The sequence below is a fragment of the Methanobrevibacter sp. V14 genome (assembly GCF_963082475.1).
GTDB lineage: Archaea > Methanobacteriota > Methanobacteria > Methanobacteriales > Methanobacteriaceae > Methanocatella.
In genome coordinates, this window is the sequence record NZ_CAUJAM010000008.1 from 86,154 (window position 1) to 103,672 (window position 17,519).

A 17,519-nucleotide genomic window follows, 5' to 3' on the forward strand; every position below is an offset into this window, starting at 1 on the left:
GAAATATTGATGAATTTAGCCTACATTGAAAATAGTATTGGTCTACGTATAGATGTGTTGGTGGTGATGTTATTTTTATTTCAGAAAATGGCATTAAAACAAAAGAAGATGTCATCAGATTAAAAGAAAATAATGTTGATGCATTTTAATAATGGGTGATTTTGATTAAAAGTGATGGTAAGAATGCTCTGGTTTGTGAGTTGAAATGATTAATAATTGATCGTATTAATAAAAAAAGTTAAACTTATAATATATAAAATATAAATATATTAACATTATTTATAAGAGGATTATTTATGTTTAAAGCAGAATTAAGTGATTCTAGTATATTAAAAACCAGTTTTGATGCTATTTCATCTATTGTTGATGAAGTACAAATTCAAACTGATAGTGAAGGCATGAGATTAGATGCCTTAGACCGTAGTCATATAACTTTCGTACATTTAGAACTTAAAGCTAGTTTGTTCGATGAATATATTTGTGATGTACCTGAAAAGATTAATATTGATACTGACGAATTTATGAAAATTCTTAAAAGAGCTAAATCACAAGACAGGGTATTAATGTCTGTAGATGAAGGTAATTTTATCATTACTTTTGAAGGAGATGCTACAAGAACTTTCAAAATTAGATTGATTGACATTGAGTATGATAATCCTAATCCTCCTGTGATTGATCACCCAACTAAATTCAAAGTACGTTTCTCAATCTTAAAAGACTGTATTAACGATATGGATATCTTTTCGGACAAAGTCATTTTGCAAGTCGATGAAGACTACTTCATGGCATCAGCTGATGGTGAATTTGGTGATGCTAGTATTAAGTATCTTCATGGGGAAAATATTCAAGAACATGTAAAATCTTTGTTCTCTTTAGACAAGATTAGAGAAATGCTTAAAGCAGATAAATTTTCGGAAGAAGCAGAAATTAGATTAGGTACTGATATGCCATTAAGTTTAACCCTTAATATGGTAACTGGCGATGGCAAACTTAGTTTTTTACTTGCTCCTAGATTAGAACAAGATGATTAAGTTCATCGGTTCATCTTTTTTTTTATTTTAATAGTTCGAGATGGTATTAAGTGGATCAATATTTTCAAGTATTGCGAAAAATTCAGAAAAAAGAGCGCAACAATGGCACATTAGCTCGTGTAGATGAGACTTTTTACAGTGATATGCATGAGTATATAGATGCTTTAAAACAACAGGCAATGAGCGATCCATTTTCTAAAGCTTTATCATTACTTAAACAATCTCAAATTATTGCAAATGAAATTTGCGGAAGACGCGAGAAGAAAATTTCAGAAGCGGCTGTTGTAAATATACAAAGATCTTATCATTTATTCACTGATGAGCAAAAGTTTGATTTAGTGGATACAACCCCTTTAAATTTAACTCCAGAGGAAGAAAAATTTTATTATTCTTTAATTGATGTTTTAAAAAACCATAGAAATAATATTTCCATTGCAGAATATTCCGATGACAAAGAATTTAGTAAAAAACATATTATAAAACCTAAAGAACCTCAGAAAAATACATTAACCTCCGGAATTGGAAAAACTATTAAAAAATCCAATTCAGAACCTGTTAGTGAGGTTATTGAGCCTAAAGTTTCTGAAGTTAGTCCCAAACCTGTTAGTGAGGTTATTGAGCCTAAGGTTTCTGAAGTTAACCCTAAACCAATCAAAAAAGTTCAATCAAAATCTGCTGGAAATATTGAAGATAACCCAAACGCTTTTGATAGTCAAAATGAGTTTTATGATTTTGAATCGCAAAGTGTGGCAAGAGAAACAGAACTTGTTACAATGCTTGTTTTTGATGAAATAGGCGCTATTGTATGTGTTGATGAGAAAGTTTATGGACCTTTCAGATCACAAGATATAGTAACATTGCCATTAATTAATGCAAAAATATTTTTCAAAAATAGAAAAGGTCGCAAGGTTAAAATTTAATAATGTTTTTACAATATCCCCGCCAAATTGTTAAATGCTAAATCATTATGCATCGAAAAAATATTAGTTTTGACACTCACTTAGTTTTCTGGATATTTCAAAAACTTGTGTGTTTCATTTTAAACAAATTTTTCACTAAGGGGATTGTCATTAATTTTGTTTTTTAATATTTTTCCCCATTTTTGTCATTTTCACTATTAATTTTCATTTGTTTTTAAATTTAAATGCTTTCATCAATTTTTTGAGTTATGAATTTTTACGTTTTTTCAATCTGAGAAAATGCAAATTTTTATTAAATTTAAATTTCAATAGGTTTGAACAGCAATTTCTTAAAATTCATAAACTTTAATTAAAATTGCTTGTTTCAGATACGGCGTACTGTCTATCTTAATGATAAACAGTTAACATTTTTAGTAGTGTTTAATGTTAAATATGTTGTATCAGTTAGATTTTTATTGATGTTTCAAGAGCAACTAGTGTTGGTGAAGATAAATATGAATTTCAATTAAGTTCAGTTGGAATTGATGAAGGTGAAAACTTAAAAGATAAAGTTAGAATGACTATTAACTGTAGGAATTTCTTAAATAAATTATCTAAAACACCAACAGGTTTGAATTTAATATGTTCTATTGAAATAATTAAAATAAGAAGAATGAAAAAGGATTAATATTCATAAAATCCTTTTCCAGTATTTATACCAGTTGCACCGGCATCTATTTTTTCTTTAAGCATTTTAGCAATTTTTCCAGGTGTAGTTTCAGGATCTTTTGATTCGGGATTCATAATGACAATATTATATGCTGTTTCAAGTCCCACAATATCTAAAATATGGAATGGTCCGGCAGGAGCACCTGTTGCTAAAATCCAAGTTTTATCAATTGTTTCATGGTCTGCTACATCATTTGCAAGTAATGCTTGACCTGCATTTAAGAATGGAACTAAAAGTGAGTTTAAGATATAACCAGGTTGTTCTTTTTTAAGTTTTAAAGGAACCATGTTAATGTCTTCAGCAAATTTAACAACCTCATCATAGTATTTTTGTTCAGTTCCAGGATGCCCCATTACTTCAGCAGTATTATTCGCCCAAATTGTATTTGCAAAGTGTAATGAAAGGTACTTTTCAGGCCTTCCAGTATATTCGGCAAACATTGATGGAAGCAACGTTGAAGAATTTGTTACAATTATTGTTTTATCTTCAAGGTATTTTGCTAATTCTTGGTAAAATGCGATTTTTTGCTCTGGATTTTCAGAAATAGCCTCAATAATTAAATCCGCATCTTTTGCTGCTTCTTCATAACTTGTTGTTAATTTCAAGTTATCATATGCATTTTGTACTTGTTCTTTTAAAGCATCTAATTCTTCAGAACTCAAATCTGCTTTTTTAGATAATCCTCTACAGTATGCGCCTGCATCTGTTTTCATTTTTTCAAGAGTGTCAACATAGATGTTTTTAAACCTTTCAAGTTTTGGTTGAGCTCTTTTAATAGATCCTTCACTTCTAAGCCAAATTGTAACATCAAATCCACAGTAAACTGTTTGGAGTGCAATTTGACTTCCAAGCACTCCTCCACCTGCGACAACGATTTTTTTCATACTCATTTGAAAAACCTCCATTACTTAACTTATATACTGATTTATGTATTTTTTAATATATAAACTGCCAAGTTTATCAAGTGTAAAAGCATTCCTTGAAACTTAAGATGTATTGTTTGATGATAATTAGATTAATAATCAAAACTTCTTAATTGTTAATGCAGTTGTTCAGGATGATATGGGGTTTGATATGTATTCAACAATTTTAATACTTGCTTATTAGTTTGAATTTGACTTTAACTTTGGAAGATAAAAAAATTAGATGAACCAGATGATGATTAAATAAAATTATACATTTTTTCATGAATTTTGAATCATAAGCTTTATTTGCTAATATATAATTGGGGAAGTATGGTTTTAATTGTCTTATTGATGGCATTGCTAATTGTGTGTTGTATTTTGAATCTCGATTTGCCGAGCAATTTAAGATTATTCTTGTGTCGATATCAATTGCAATATGGTTTTTAATGTAGTTTTTTCTGCATCTTCCCTTATTTTGCGTAATAATGGTCTGGTCTGTCAATTGTATGTCCTGTTTCATCTATTACTGTTAATTCACAATTTATTGTATGTTAAACTGTCAAATACTTAGTTGGTAGAATTTTTTTCAATTTATTTTGGATCTTTTTATTTCATGTTTTTGAAAGAGCCTCCTTCATAAAAAAGATTATATATTCAGAGCTCAAATAAATTATATTAATATTTTAATTATTTAATGAGAAACGAAAATTATTTTGGAGGATTATTATGACTTGGGAAGATGCACCATCTCACATTTGTAGAGGGGGAGATGTAAGGGGACTTGCTTTTTGTTGTCCGCCAGTTAAGCCATGTCCAATTTTAAATGCGTTGCAGGAAGTTAATTTAACTCCGCAGGAGTATGTTGATATTAAAATTCAATTTGGAAAAGAAACTAGATTAGGTGAAGGTGCAGGAACTTGTTTTGGATCACTTGTTTGGTGTTGTAAACCATCCAAACCTTGTCCATTAAGGGACATGACTTTAAGGAATATGGGAATGTCTCATGATGAGTATCTGGACTTGAAAAAGGAATTGTCTGAAAGATTAATTGGTGTTCAAAAACCCCATCCAGATGAAAGAGCTGAAGTTTTAGCTGAAACATTTAATGTGTCTAAACTTGAAGCAATGAATGTTTTAACTGACTGTAATAATGATTTAAGAGCTGCTGTAAAAGTATTGCATGCGAAATCTCTTGAGGATGTTGCTGATTGAAATGGATTGGACTGCTCTTTATTTAAAAACTGATGCCTTAAATGTTTTTATTTTAGGGACTGGTGAAGTTGCAACAAGGAGGGCAAATAAATTTTTAGACCATGGGGCTAATGTTAAATTAGCTGGAAACAATTTAGCTGATGATTTAGAAAGTAAGGGAGCTATTTTATGTTCAACTGATGAAGTTGATGAATTGGTCCAATGGGCAGATTTAGTTGTTGTTGCAAGTGGGGATAAAGAGTTATCTAATTATGTTTCAAAAATTTCACAGGATAAATTAATTAATCGTGCTGATTATCCATATGGCGGAAATATTATTGTTCCTACAAGCTTCAGTATTGGTGATGTTGAAATATCTATTTTTACTAATGGAAAAAGTCCATTAATGGCTCGTCAATTGCGGAAAAAGATTCAGTCAATTATTAGTGAAGAGGATCTTTTAGAAATTGAACTTCAAGATTATGTTCGATTAAAATTAAAGGATGTAGTTGAAAATCAAAAAGAGAGAAGAAAATATCTTTACCGGCTTTTTGAAGATGATGAGGTAAATGATTTTATTGAAAATCGCCAAATTGATGAGGCAAAGGATTATATTGATAATTTAATAAGGGGATTATATTGATACTTAATTTGAGAGTTGACCATAAAATTGCAGATATTCAATCAATGGAAAATATTGCAAAAGATATTGACGAGTTATTTTGGCAATTACAAGAAAAATATTTAATTAGCGAGTATATCGAAATTTCTACATGTAACAGGAAGGAATATTATATTAATAGTGATTTCATACCTGAAGATGAAAAATTATTGTCTCATAAAAATCAGAATATTATAATTGATTATGGTCAATCTGCTGTAATGCATTTGCTTAGAATGACTTCTGGTTTGGAATCAATGATTGTTGGTGAAGACCAAATTTTAGGCCAAGTTAAAGATGCAAAGCACAAAGCTTGTAAAAATCACCATTGTGGAAAGTCTCTTGATGCCATTTTTACAAAAGCCATTCATGTGGGTCAAGTTGTTAGGAATAAAACCAATATTAATAAAGGCGCTGTTTCAATAGGTTCTGCTGCAATCAATTTGGCTGAAAAGCATATTGGCAACTTGGATGACAAGTCTGTTCTGGTTATTGGCGCAGGTAAAATGGGTAAATTAGTTGCAAAGGCATTGGCAGAAAAAAATTTACAGGCTATTTTTGTTGCTAACCGTACATTTTATGTTGCAGTCAATCTGGCAAGGGATTTGGGTGGACAAGCTATTCTTTTCACTGATTTAGAAAAGTATTTAGCTAGTGCGGATTTGGTAATTAGTGCCACTAGTGCTCCACACCCAATTATCACTAAAAAACGTCTTTTAGGCATTGATATGGATTATGAGAATTTGATGATTGTTGATATTGCAAATCCGAGGGATATTTCTGAGGATGTTTGTGAATTAGGCGTTAAATTGTTCAATATTGACGATTTACGTGAAATTGCCGATGAAAATACTCAACTCAGAATTAATGAATTTGGAGAAGCTGAAAATATCATCAATGGTGAGTTCATTTTACTTCAAGAATCGTTTAAAATGATGGAAGTTGATGAAATGCTTGGCACTTTAAGAGCATCTATGGAAGATATAAGACAACGTGAAACTCAAAAAGCATCTGCGAAGTTGGTCGATGTAGAGGGCAGTGTCAAAATACTTGATAATTTAACAAATTCTATAGTCAACAAAATCTTTTTTGATATTTCTAAAAATATTAAACAAGCTGCAAAAGATGATAATCAAGATATTTTGGATGTGGCGCAATATATTTTTAAGAATGATTGAACTTTCATTCAAACATTCCTTTAACATCATTATTTTTAATTTTAGAAGAATTCAAAGCATAATTTATATTTTCAATGGTGATTGTTTCCGAATCATTTGAGATGGCATTGTGCATTGCTGTTTTTAATATTTTTTCTTTTATATCTCTGCCAGATAATCCTTTGGTAAGTTTGACAATTTTATCTAAGTCTAAATCATGTTTTAATGGCATTGTTTTAAGGTTATTTTCTATAATGTTTAGTCTTTCGTTGTCCTCTGGAAGTTTGAATTCAATTTCTTCTTCAAATCTACTGCGCACTGCTAAATCTAAGCTATTTTGATTATTTGTGGCGCCGATAGTTATAACTGCTTTATTTTCCTCAATTCCATCCATTTCTGTTAAAAGAGAGTTGACAATTTCACTAACGTCTCCTCTCAAAGCTTGAAATGATCTATGAAGTGCAATAGCATCAATTTCATCAATAAATATTATTGCAGGTGCATTTTCCGATGCCTTTTTAAATAATTCTTGGATTTTTGATGCTGCATCTCCAACATGTTCGCCGATTAATGAAGTAGCTTTAACTAAATATAGCGGAATGTCAAGCTCATTGGCAAGTGCTTTGACAAGCATTGTTTTGCCGGTACCTGGAAGTCCGTAAAATAAAATATTTTTTGGAGCCCAAGGTCCAAAACTTTCAGGATTTTCCAAATATTTTGTTATAACTTTAACTTTTGATTTCGCATTGTCCTGACCAACAATATCATCAAGTGCGATATTCGAGTTAACTTTATTGTCAGTAGTCTTTTCTATTTCATCAGTAATGATTTTAATTTTAGTTTTTTCTGAAATTATGGAATTGTCAGGTTTTGCACTTATAATTTCAAAACCGTAATCAGGAATTATTTTTTGATCAAATAAAAAAGCGTTTTCTTTAACAACTAAACCCAGCCATTGCTCTCGAGCATATTCTTCAAATAGGCCGGTGTTTGTAATTTCTATATTTTCATCCATTAATGTAAAATCAAAGGGATATCCTACAGGTTTAATAACAACTAATTCTGCACAATCTTTATTTTCATTTTCTATTTTCGATGTTTTTTGGTTATTTGTTTTAATTTCTAGTTGTTTACTGTCACTTTTCAAATAATCACCTCCAAGTTTTTTATATATAATCAAAGATTAGCTTTAATTATTTAAATAGTTGTTGTAATATATTAATTTAATGAGTTTTAGAACAAAAAGAGTATTGGTTATAACTCAATTTTACATGTTATTTGAGTTTTTCTTACTTAAATATGTATTTTTATTAATTGGAGGGCTAAATGATATTTATTCATTGGCAATGACAATTTTAATTGGATTGAATCATTTCATGCCTATGTTATTTGAAACTAGAAAATCAAGAAAAATAACTAGGTTTCTAACAACATTAGATGGAATTTGGATGTGGGTGTCTTTAATGTTTTTTATGGATATTTTGATAATTTATTTCATTGGAAGTTTTATAACGTTGTCTGTAAGTTTAATTATAAGTTTATTGTCTATTGTACCTATCTTAGGGGTTTATACTTATTGGAAAGCTCATAATTTGGTCATCCATGAAAAAACTATAAAATTAGATAATTTGAAAAGAGACATTGACATTGTACATTTGTCAGATGTAGTTTCACTGATAAATCCGTTCCAAAAATGGATAAATCATGGATTAATCCCAATAAGGTGAATATTCTCAATTATCATGTTCCTTATTATTGGAAGGAATTTTCTTCATTAGGATTTGATATTCAATTATCTGGTCATACTCATGGAGGGCAATTCTATCCTGTAGTTTGGTTTGGAAATTTAATGTTTAAATATACTAAGGGATTATTTGAAAATAGATTGGGCAAATATCTCCATGTGACTACTGGGGTAGGTTCTATGGATGCTCCAATGAGGTGGGAAACTGAATCCGAAATTGTTGTTTTACATTTAAAAAAGGTATAGTATCTGGCACATGTTAATGGATGTTACTTAATTGTTATTGTGTTTATTTATATTGTATATAACTTTAAATATTGTTTAATTTAAACATTATTTATTGGTGTTATTATGGATGACGAAATATTAAAATTAGTTGCTTTTATAAGAATTTCATCATACAGAACTAAAGCATTAAAAGAATTAATGGATGAAAATAAAACTCCCACTCAAATAGCAAAAGATTCTGGCATTCGAATAACACATATTTCTAATATTTTAAGAGATTTAAAAGATAGGGATATTGCAGAATGCATAAACGAGGAAAAGCGTAGAAATAGAATATATAGATTAACTAGTAAAGGTCAAATAATTGCTAGTTATTTTAAAGAGGATTAAACCTCTATCACATATTTTTTAGTTAAAATATATTAAATACAATCATACAAATATTAATTTATGAGTTTTGAAGATAATCATAATCATTTCTGTATTTACTGTGGAGCTAGATTAGTTCCAAATCAACATTTTTGTTCCCAATGCGGTAAAAAAGTTTATCAATACTATAAACCCCATGCTGTTAAAGCTCTTTCTAAATACAAATCCAGAATTGATGAAATTGAAAATGATTATAATTCAAAACAATCTAAAGCCAGCGAATTAGTTGAAAAATTATTTGATCCTACACATATGTCTTATTCTAAATTCACATCTTCCATTACCAAATCTAATCAACTTTTTACAAATCAAGTAATCATTGCCCATAGAATGATGGAATTGGATGAAAACAGTTTTGTTGATGGTGAAATTGAAAATAAAATAAAAACATTAAATGCTTTTGTTGATAAAATGGAAGATTTAATAAATGAACTTGTAATTCAATTAAGTTCCAATAAAAAAGATAATGAGGATATAAATAATTTATTTAATGAAATGGATGATTTAATTGATTCTGTAAAGGATTATTAAATCATATTTTCGTACAATTTTTTCATTTTTAAAGCATCAAGGTCTCTTTCAGGGGTTTCACAAATAATATTTGCTCTCCAACCATTATCAATTAAATTAGAAAGTAAATCTTCGATATTCGGACCATATTCATCACTTTCAGCTAATGTGTGATGTTTCACTTCCCCTCCATGACCATATTCAATTGTTGTGAAGTGGCAATGCAATATGTCAATATCCAAGTTGTCTTCAATTGTTGAGAAAATGCAATTGTAATCTTCTTTTTTATTTAAAAATCCACGACCACGTGCATGAACATGTGCAAAATCAATTGTTGGTTCAAAATTGTCAAATGTTGCACATAATTCAACCACTTCTGAAACATTTCCAAGCTGTGTACGCTTGCCTGTAGTTTCGGGAGCGAATGTAAATTCTTTAATGCCTTCGCTTTCAAGTTCTTCGAATAATCTATTAACAGTATTTTTGGATATTTCCATAGCTTTTTGAGGTTTTCTATTCAAATAAGCTCCTGGGTGAAATACTAAACGATATGCGCCCATCCATTCTCCCGCACGGGCAGCTGCGATTAAATACCCAATACTTTTTTCAAGTTTCGATTCTTCTTTTGCACATAAATTAATGTAATATGGTGCGTGCATGGAAACTAAAATATCATGTTTTTTAGATTCTTTTTTAAGAGTATTTGCAGAGTCTTCACCAATCCTAACGCCGTATGGTGATTGGTATTCATAAGAGTCTAGGTCTTCTTCTTGAATGTAGCTTGGAGCTTTATATCCTGCTCCTTTATAATTTATAGGACTTCCCGCAGGTCCAAAAAGCACTTCATGTTTCATTTAAATCGATTAAAAAATAATAAAAAAGAGGAGAATTAGAAGATTCCCATAGTTTTGTTAGTTTTATCAATTGATTTTTCGTTATTGCTTTCAATTTCTAAAAGTGCACGAATTGCATCAATATTTTCAGGTATTACATCGGATTCTTGATGTACTGCTTGCATGTAGAACAATTCGTTATCCACTACATTAACAGATTCTCTCCAAACCGGAATTTCATATAAATCGTTTCTGTTTCTTCCGAATTCTTTAGCGTATTCCATTAACTCAGCGGTTGAGCCTAAACCTTCTTCAGCAGATACAACTATTACTCTAGAACGTTTTTCTAATGCTTCAACAACATCTTCAGTTTCAACATCATTGTTAATTTCAACCATAATGTTGTGCTGGTGCATTAAAGTAGTTGGCACGAGTAATGCCATAGTTGTTACATCAATACCTTTCATGACGGTTTTTACATCAGGGCCGTGGTGTGAAGGCACTTTCGGTGGATTTGGAACAATTGAATTGATAGGTCCTTTTTTGATTTCAGAAGGATCCGATCCTCTTCTCACCATTACTGCTCTTACTTTTTTGATATCTGCAATAGGATCAATTGTAGATAATGTACGAGTTAATCCTGTGGTGTTACATGAAACTACTCGGGTGTAATCTGCACCATAGGAATCATCATAATTAGAAATAGCATTAAATGAAAGGCCTGTTAGCTCATGGTCTTCTCCACCTTGATAAATCGCTTTAACACCTGCTTTTTTATACATTTCAAGGTTTTGCGATCCAATACTTCCAGGGGTACAATCAACAACTACATCTGCTTCTTGAATCATATCTTCAACGGTACCGGCTATTTCAATTCCAGCATCTTTAAACAATTGTTCTCTTTCTGGAATTCCGATGTATAGTGGATATCCTTTTTCTTCAACAGCAGTTCTTGCTTCATAGTTTGGTCTAGTTTTACTTACACCAATTACTTTCATGTCGTCTTGAGCAGCTACAGCATCAGCCACTCTTTTACCGATGGTTCCATAACCATTAATTGCAACAGTTTTCATTTTCATCCCTTTTTCTTTTATAATATTAAATTTATTATATGGGTTATATTTTGTTATTTGACTTATTTAAAATTTGATATTTGACTTAATAGGATTAATTATTAAAGTTCAACAAATGATAGGAATTTGGTGTGTAGGTTATGTGGGGGTTATCTAAATTTAAAACTATTGTTAAATGTCGGAATTTTAAAAATTTTATTAATGGTCTGATAAGTTGGAGTGATTACTCACTCATCCTCCAGAACTGTCCGTATCTGTTTTCAAACAAGTCGGCTCAAGTATATTAGTTATCTGAAGCAGATGATATATGAATCTATCAATATAAACACTTCAAACAGCTTTGAACTTTATTTTCTAAATATGGTCCCAATACTCACGATTATACGGAGCAGTTACATACTTCAATGGTAATTTAGCAAAACCAGCTCATCCTAAGTAACTGAGAACCAGTTTCCGGATTAGTAAACAAATAATTAGGGACAATTCTAGACTTATCAGGTTTATCCTCTGTCAGATGCGACCTGAGTTTAGGTTCTCCCATTGCACCGACACGTCTAACATAAGACTCTCAAAAAAAGAAAATGAGTCCATATGACAAAATTTAAAAGATAATTGTTTGTCGCACAAAAAGAAAAAGTAAGTAGAGATTATTCTACTTTGAAACCTGCCTCTTCAACAGCATCGCTAATTTCTGAATCACTCACATCATCAGACATTGTAATTGTGGTAATGCCGGAATCTAAATCTGCTTTAGCATCTTCAATTCCATCAACATCTTTTAAAGATAATTCAACAGCATTTACACATGATGGGCAGTGCATGCCCACTACTTTAATTTCTTTTTCACTCATATGAAATTCACCTTATTATTTATAGTTAACATTTAAGTATTTGATTTATTTAAATGTTTAGTTGCGCCTAATTTTTTAACTTTATAATCTTTATATGATAATTCATAGTTGGTTAATGTAGATGAATAAATAATTACAATAACCGAACCAATGTTGTGAATTAATGCTCCTTCAATCGGATTTAACCATCCTAAAATAGCCAGTGCCATTGCAATAATGTTCAATGTTAGAGCAAAACCGATACTTAGATTAATGGTTTTCATTGTTTTGCGAGCAATTCCAATTAAATGGGGGATATCATCAATATTGTCATTAATCAGTGCAATATTTGCAGTTTCAATACTAACATCACTTCCGATTTTTCCCATGGCTATTCCAACATTTGCTTTTTTAAGTGATGGCGCATCATTAACTCCATCTCCAATCATAGCAACTTTATTTCCTTTTAATTGTTCCTGTTTAATATATTCTGTTTTGTCTTCAGGTAAACAGTTCACTTTTACATTTCTGAGTTTAACTTGATTTGCAATCTCTTTTGCAGTTGTTTCATTATCTCCTGTAAGTAATGTTGTTCTGACTTTCAATCTTTTAAGCTTTTTAATTGTTTGTTTTGAAGTTTCGCGAAGTGTATCTGCAAGAAGTACTTTTCCAATAATTTCTCTATCTTTGGCTACAAATATTTCTATTTCGCTGTTTTCTGGCTCTTTGTCATATTTTAATGGAATATTTTCGCTACTGAGAAGTTTTCTATTTCCTGCAGTTATTTTTGAGTTGTTGATTGTTCCGGTGACTCCCATTCCAATATGCATTTTAAAGTCATTAACTTCTGCTGATCCAGAACTATTGTACTGTTTAACAATAGCTCTTGCTAGTGGATGTTCTGATTTTGATTCAAGGGAAGTCAAAAGATACATCATTTCATTGGGATTATCGGATATGATATCTATAACTTCAGGAGTGCCATGTGTTAAAGTTCCGGTTTTGTCAAATATTAACTCATCTACACAGGATAATTCTTCTATTGATTGACCATCTTTTACTAAAATGCCGTATTTTGTTAAATTTCCAATAGAAGCCATAATGGCAGTCGGTGTTGCAAGAACTAATGCACATGGACAGAATACTACTAATATTGTCACTGATCTGATTATTTCAAATGTGGATAAATAAGTCAAGATCGCTGCTGAAAAAGCTATTACAACAATCATCGTTGCCCATTTGTCTGCTTGTCTTACGATTTTTGAATTCTCGGGAGAGGATGATTCAACTAATTTAATTAATTTTTGAAGTGAACTATCTTCACTTACTTTAGTGGTTTTCATTGTAAATGATCCATAAAGGTTGATACATCCACTGTAAACTTCATCATTTGCTTTTTTATCAACAGGCAATGATTCTCCTGTTAATGTTGATTGATCGATTGATGTTTCACCACTTATGATGATTCCATCAGTTGGGATACTTTCTCCTGGAAGCACTTTAAGAATATCTCCAATTTCTACTTCTTTTACATCAATTTTTTCTTCAATTCTATTTCTAATTCTTGTTGCAACTTGAGGAGTCATTTTTACAAGTTTTTTAATTCTTCCTTGTGCTTTTGATACTGTATACTCTTCTAAAAATCCTCCAATAGTCATAATTGTCGCAATTTCTCCTGCTGCAAATATTTCACCAATTATTATTGATGCAATAATGGCTATATTCACAAGCAAATCTGCTTTTATGTCAAATTCAGCGATTAATCCTTCAATGCAGTCTTTAAATAGGGGTATTCCACATAATATAACTGCAATCCATGAAATATAATCGAGAGATAGTATGAAACTTGCAATTACACTAATTGTGGATATTATTATGATTAATATCTCTTTTTTTTATCTTCTGTAAGGTTCATATTAAACAGCTCCATTAGTATAGGTATACCCCATAGGGTATATATTTATTTTAAAAAAAATTAAATTCGGGAGTAGTATTCTAAAATTGAAGAAATATCTCCAATGGCTTCATCTGAATCTTTATCTTCAATAGCTTGTTTAACACAATTTTCAAGGTGTCCTTCAACAATGATGTATCCTACTTTATGTAATGCTGATTTTGATGCATTTATTTGCATTAAAATTTGTTCACATGGAATATCTTCTTCAATCATACGATCAATAGCATTTAACTGGCCAATGATTTTTTTAATTCTTCTATGTAAATTGTCAATATCCATACATTGTTTCAAAATATCACATCCTATACTTATTGGGGTATAAGATTTTTTTAGTATATAAATATTTTGTTCGCCTAAAGTTTGCATTATGATTTTTCCATTTTCTTTAATTTTAATGTTCTTAATTTGATTTATGGATGAAATGATTAATAGAAATAGTATAAAATTAAATTTAGAGGATATTCGTCTTTGGAAAAAATTATTTAAAAAAATTAAAAAGGAGGAAAATTTCAGCTTAAGCCTGATTTTCCATTTCCTCAAATTTAGCCGGGAAATATGTATCTACTACATATTCAAGACCATATTTTGAGAAAGATTGCTGTTCTGCTTTTTTACCAATTTTAAGCATCTTTTTGATTTCTGTTTGCCAGAAGTCACCTTTATACCTTGGGTCTTTAGCAAGCTCTTTGAGTCTCATAACATCAACATCTTTGAGTTTATCGGTTGGTAAGTCATAATTGATAATATCAGATGCAGTTACTCCAATGAATTTAGCATCAGGAGTTGCGAGGTCATGATTAACGTGAGCTAATTTTGCACTTCCAGAAATAATAACCTGTGCAATGTGGAATCCCCAAGGGTCTCCGTCGTTACAGATATATACAGGTAAACCTAACTCAGTATTTACTCTTTTAATAAATCTTCTTGTAGCACGGGCAGCTTGTCCTTTAAGCCCTACAATCAATGTATTAAATCTTTTATGAGCATTTTCTTGCACTAATCTGTGAAACATTCCCATGGTTTCCACGGCCAATACTTTATCTACATTACAATCTAAGAATTCTACTTGGTCAATTGTCGGTGATATTGTATAGCCGGATTTTCCAACATTTGCGGCATTAAGCTCTACTTCATCAAAGAGAGTTATGTCTCCATAAACAGATGCACCGTCTTCTTCTGGCATTAAACCTAAATCTTCACGGGTAGTACCGAGAGTTACTTCTAAGTCTTCTCCTACAATGTTGGATTCCTGTTGTGTTTTAAAACTTATTCCCCAACCTTCGGAAACATAATACATCTCCCTGATTGTTGCGGTTTTTTCTCTTGCTACTAAATCTTTACAGAAATTAGCTACATAAACCATTTGTCCTAATTTTCTGATTTGTTTTACATTACCAAGTGATCTTCTACCGTATCTGTCACCTAATACGTAATATCTTTTAGCATCATCATAAACAATATTTCCAGTACCTCTGGATGGAACTCTGAGATTAGGGACTTTATTCTTCTCAATTTCTTCAATAATTTCCTGACCTAACCCTTTTAATTTGTTATAGGTGTATTCTTTTCTTTTTTCCCTATGGGATTTTCCTTTTTCTTCAACTTCAGTCATTTAAATCACCTAATCTTCAAAACCATCTTCAACATCATCTTCTTGGAAGCCATCTAATGTGGATTCTCCTTCACTAACTACATGGCCTCTTTCATCAAGCTCTTCCATGATGATTGCATCAAGTTCTTCTTCTTCATCTTCTTCTTCAACTTTTTCACCAAGCAACTCTGCAAGAGCTCTTTTGGTTACTTTTGCAAGTACTTTGTGGTATTCAGGCACTCCAGTTTCACCAAGTTTTGCGGCTTCTTCAATAATAACTGGCACGTATTCTTCAAATACTTTTGAACGTTTTTCTTTTTCTTTAGCGGCTCTTTTAGCTCTTAAGTGTTTTTGTAATTTACGAGCTAATTTCATAGTTGCCTGTCGGATTTCGTGAACGATTTCAGGTTCAGGTGATACGCTTTGTTTACCTGTTGAAAGGTAAGGTACTTGAGTTGAAATAATATTGACAAATAAGGTTAATGGAGTGTTATCCATATCTTTTAAACCGTAACGTTTCCAATCAATACTTTTAAGAGCTTCTGTAATGGCACAGCTTCCTGCATCAAAGGTTAATGGAACTCTGTTAGCGAATCTCATAATTTCAGATTTTCTTTTTTCATTAACCACTCTTCCAGCATCTCCACCATAAGCCAAACCCGCTTCAATAATAAATGAAACACCGCCTGCATATGTGACTGGTTTTCGGGTTATGGTTGTTACAAATTCAGGTTTAAGAATTTGCTTCATACCTTTTTCAATCTGTTCAGATCCGATTGGTATAAGTCCGTCTGTTGGAGGAGCCATGAATTTCATTTTCTTAAAGCAGTGAACAATGGCTTCTGCCTCTTGGAATGTCATTGCTTTCGGACGTTTGTTCATGTCAATTCTAGTTATCTCAGCAATTTCATCTACTCTTTTATTGGACATTCTTGACATTGAAGAAGTTAGCATGCTTTTATATCTTCTACTGTCTGTATTTTGAGCCATTTCCACTAAATCATCAGCACTTACGCCTTTAGGGTGAGGTAATACTTCTTTTGGTTGCACCGGCACAACATCCGCTGCTCTTTTAAAGATGTATTTGTGTCCAGAAGGATCTCTGAATGTGATTTTCGCATGAGGGTTACCAATCATGGTTCTTCGGATATATTCAAAAGCACCTTGTTCTGCAAGTGAGTATGAAACATCTTTAAATTGTAATTCGATACATACTCCAGTTGATTCTGCAGGGAAATCTTCTCTTTCCATTAAAATTCCACGGTTGTTTTTAACATCCATTTGGAATTTCATTTTCACTCCTTTAATTTCATCTCCATCTTTGTAACATGAAATTACATGAGCAGGTTTACCTGTTGTCATTTGGGATAAGAGTACACAACCACTACAACCTAAACCTTGCTGTCCTCTAGATTGTATGTTTCTGAATTTGGATCCTGCAAACATCATACAATACACTTGCATTACATAGTCTTCAGGAATTCCGGGTCCATTATCTTTATGTCTCAAAACATAATGTTCCTTATCAATGCGTTTTAATTCGATGTCAATATCGGGCAATATTTCAGATTCTTCACATGCATCAAAACTGTTTGTAATCAATTCGTGGAATACAATGGTTAATGAACGGATTTTACCAGTAAATCCCAGCATCTGTTTGTTTTTTCTAAAGAATTCAGATGGAGTCAATCTTTGAAAGTCTTCTTCCCAATCTAATCCTAATTGTTGTTGAGCCAAAATTTTTCCTCCT

At 31.4% G+C, this 17,519-nt stretch carries 18 protein-coding genes; 9 read left to right on the forward strand and 9 right to left on the reverse strand.

The annotated features are described in order from the left end of the window. The first annotated feature begins 296 nt into the window (after positions 1–296). Complete coding sequence (gene pcn / locus Q9968_RS06255; protein ID WP_305514566.1) at positions 297–1,031, forward strand: proliferating cell nuclear antigen (pcna); 735 nt, start codon at positions 297–299, stop codon at positions 1,029–1,031. Positions 1,032–1,081: 50 nt separating this feature from the next. Beyond that, on the forward strand, positions 1,082–1,951 hold the full coding sequence (locus tag Q9968_RS06260) for a hypothetical protein (protein WP_305514568.1): 870 nt from the start codon (positions 1,082–1,084) through the stop codon (positions 1,949–1,951). 663 nt (positions 1,952–2,614) lie between these two features. Here the strand turns inward: Q9968_RS06260 and Q9968_RS06265 are convergent. Beyond that, positions 2,615–3,550, reverse strand: a complete 936-nt coding sequence (locus tag Q9968_RS06265) for a 3-hydroxyacyl-CoA dehydrogenase (protein WP_305514570.1) — start codon at positions 3,548–3,550, stop codon at positions 2,615–2,617. Between the two features lie 741 nt (positions 3,551–4,291). Between Q9968_RS06265 and Q9968_RS06270 the strand changes: the two genes are divergently transcribed. From Q9968_RS06270 to hemA, 3 genes are read left to right on the forward strand one after another with little or no spacing between them, the layout of a single operon-like run. Next, a complete protein-coding gene (locus Q9968_RS06270; protein WP_305514571.1) occupies positions 4,292–4,777 on the forward strand; it encodes a methanogenesis marker 9 domain-containing protein in 486 nt (161 codons plus the stop codon). A 1-nt stretch (position 4,778) separates the two neighbouring features. Then, the gene (locus Q9968_RS06275) at positions 4,779–5,399 is read left to right on the forward strand and encodes a bifunctional precorrin-2 dehydrogenase/sirohydrochlorin ferrochelatase (protein ID WP_305514573.1); all 621 of its coding nucleotides are present in this window, start codon (positions 4,779–4,781) and stop codon (positions 5,397–5,399) included. Next, positions 5,396–6,595, forward strand: a complete 1,200-nt coding sequence (gene hemA / locus Q9968_RS06280) for a glutamyl-tRNA reductase (protein WP_305514576.1) — start codon at positions 5,396–5,398, stop codon at positions 6,593–6,595. The genes Q9968_RS06275 and hemA overlap by 4 nt, the downstream gene beginning before the upstream one ends. 4 nt (positions 6,596–6,599) lie before the next feature. On the opposite strand, the gene Q9968_RS06285 is transcribed toward hemA, so the two are convergent. Then, positions 6,600–7,721: an AAA family ATPase gene (locus Q9968_RS06285; protein WP_305514578.1), complete on the reverse strand. Its 1,122-nt coding sequence runs from the start codon at positions 7,719–7,721 to the stop codon at positions 6,600–6,602. Positions 7,722–7,800: 79 nt separating this feature from the next. On the opposite strand from Q9968_RS06285, the gene Q9968_RS06290 reads away from it, so the two are divergent. The 4 genes from Q9968_RS06290 (at position 7,801) to Q9968_RS06305 (ending at position 9,506) form a co-directional block, all read left to right on the forward strand. After that, on the forward strand, positions 7,801–8,301 hold the full coding sequence (locus Q9968_RS06290) for a hypothetical protein (protein ID WP_305514580.1): 501 nt from the start codon (positions 7,801–7,803) through the stop codon (positions 8,299–8,301). Then, entirely contained in the window at positions 8,298–8,564 is a 267-nt protein-coding gene (locus tag Q9968_RS06295; RefSeq protein WP_305514582.1) for a hypothetical protein, read from the forward strand. The genes Q9968_RS06290 and Q9968_RS06295 overlap by 4 nt, the downstream gene beginning before the upstream one ends. 105 nt (positions 8,565–8,669) lie before the next feature. Beyond that, complete coding sequence (locus Q9968_RS06300; protein WP_305514583.1) at positions 8,670–8,936, forward strand: transcriptional regulator; 267 nt, start codon at positions 8,670–8,672, stop codon at positions 8,934–8,936. 60 nt (positions 8,937–8,996) lie between these two features. Further along, the gene (locus Q9968_RS06305; RefSeq protein WP_305514585.1) at positions 8,997–9,506 is read left to right on the forward strand and encodes a zinc ribbon domain-containing protein; all 510 of its coding nucleotides are present in this window, start codon (positions 8,997–8,999) and stop codon (positions 9,504–9,506) included. Here Q9968_RS06305 and Q9968_RS06310 read toward each other — a convergent pair. The 7 genes from Q9968_RS06310 to top6B form a co-directional block, all read right to left on the reverse strand. Continuing rightward, positions 9,503–10,339 carry a TIM barrel protein gene (locus Q9968_RS06310; RefSeq protein WP_305514587.1) on the reverse strand — a complete coding sequence of 279 codons (837 nt, stop codon included), beginning with the start codon at positions 10,337–10,339 and terminating at the stop codon, positions 9,503–9,505. The two genes, Q9968_RS06305 and Q9968_RS06310, sit on opposite strands and share 4 nt — an antisense overlap. Before the next feature lie 35 nt (positions 10,340–10,374). Next, complete coding sequence (locus Q9968_RS06315) at positions 10,375–11,391, reverse strand: phosphorylating glyceraldehyde-3-phosphate dehydrogenase (RefSeq protein ID WP_305514589.1); 1,017 nt, start codon at positions 11,389–11,391, stop codon at positions 10,375–10,377. A 647-nt stretch (positions 11,392–12,038) separates the two neighbouring features. Continuing rightward, complete coding sequence (locus tag Q9968_RS06320) at positions 12,039–12,242, reverse strand: heavy-metal-associated domain-containing protein (RefSeq protein ID WP_305514591.1); 204 nt, start codon at positions 12,240–12,242, stop codon at positions 12,039–12,041. Positions 12,243–12,274: 32 nt separating this feature from the next. Further along, positions 12,275–13,948 carry a cation-translocating P-type ATPase gene (locus tag Q9968_RS06325; RefSeq protein ID WP_305514593.1) on the reverse strand — a complete coding sequence of 558 codons (1,674 nt, stop codon included), beginning with the start codon at positions 13,946–13,948 and terminating at the stop codon, positions 12,275–12,277. Between the two features lie 248 nt (positions 13,949–14,196). Next, on the reverse strand, positions 14,197–14,469 hold the full coding sequence (locus Q9968_RS06330) for a metal-sensing transcriptional repressor (protein WP_305514595.1): 273 nt from the start codon (positions 14,467–14,469) through the stop codon (positions 14,197–14,199). Positions 14,470–14,692: 223 nt separating this feature from the next. Continuing rightward, positions 14,693–15,790, reverse strand: coding sequence for a DNA topoisomerase IV subunit A (locus tag Q9968_RS06335; protein WP_305514597.1), 1,098 nt, complete (start codon positions 15,788–15,790; stop codon positions 14,693–14,695). Positions 15,791–15,799: 9 nt separating this feature from the next. Beyond that, positions 15,800–17,506 (reverse strand): DNA topoisomerase VI subunit B, encoded by a 1,707-nt coding sequence (top6B, locus tag Q9968_RS06340; RefSeq protein WP_305514598.1) that lies wholly within the window; start codon positions 17,504–17,506, stop codon positions 15,800–15,802. Between the last annotated feature and the right edge of the window lie 13 nt (positions 17,507–17,519).

Bases quoted from the DNA above. Each gene is read 5' to 3' on its own strand.
- pcn (WP_305514566.1), top strand. From the start codon at position 297: ATGTTTAAAGCAGAATTAAGTGATTCTAGTATATTAAAAACCAGTTTT.
- Q9968_RS06315 (WP_305514589.1), bottom strand. From the start codon at position 11,391: ATGAAAACTGTTGCAATTAATGGTTATGGAACCATCGGTAAAAGAGTG.
- Q9968_RS06270 (WP_305514571.1), top strand. From the start codon at position 4,292: ATGACTTGGGAAGATGCACCATCTCACATTTGTAGAGGGGGAGATGTA.
- Q9968_RS06335 (WP_305514597.1), bottom strand. From the start codon at position 15,790: ATGACTGAAGTTGAAGAAAAAGGAAAATCCCATAGGGAAAAAAGAAAA.
- Q9968_RS06320 (WP_305514591.1), bottom strand. From the start codon at position 12,242: ATGAGTGAAAAAGAAATTAAAGTAGTGGGCATGCACTGCCCATCATGT.
- Q9968_RS06305 (WP_305514585.1), top strand. From the start codon at position 8,997: ATGAGTTTTGAAGATAATCATAATCATTTCTGTATTTACTGTGGAGCT.
- Q9968_RS06310 (WP_305514587.1), bottom strand. From the start codon at position 10,339: ATGAAACATGAAGTGCTTTTTGGACCTGCGGGAAGTCCTATAAATTAT.
- Q9968_RS06275 (WP_305514573.1), top strand. From the start codon at position 4,779: ATGGATTGGACTGCTCTTTATTTAAAAACTGATGCCTTAAATGTTTTT.
- Q9968_RS06300 (WP_305514583.1), top strand. From the start codon at position 8,670: ATGGATGACGAAATATTAAAATTAGTTGCTTTTATAAGAATTTCATCA.
- Q9968_RS06290 (WP_305514580.1), top strand. From the start codon at position 7,801: ATGAGTTTTAGAACAAAAAGAGTATTGGTTATAACTCAATTTTACATG.
- Q9968_RS06265 (WP_305514570.1), bottom strand. From the start codon at position 3,550: ATGAGTATGAAAAAAATCGTTGTCGCAGGTGGAGGAGTGCTTGGAAGT.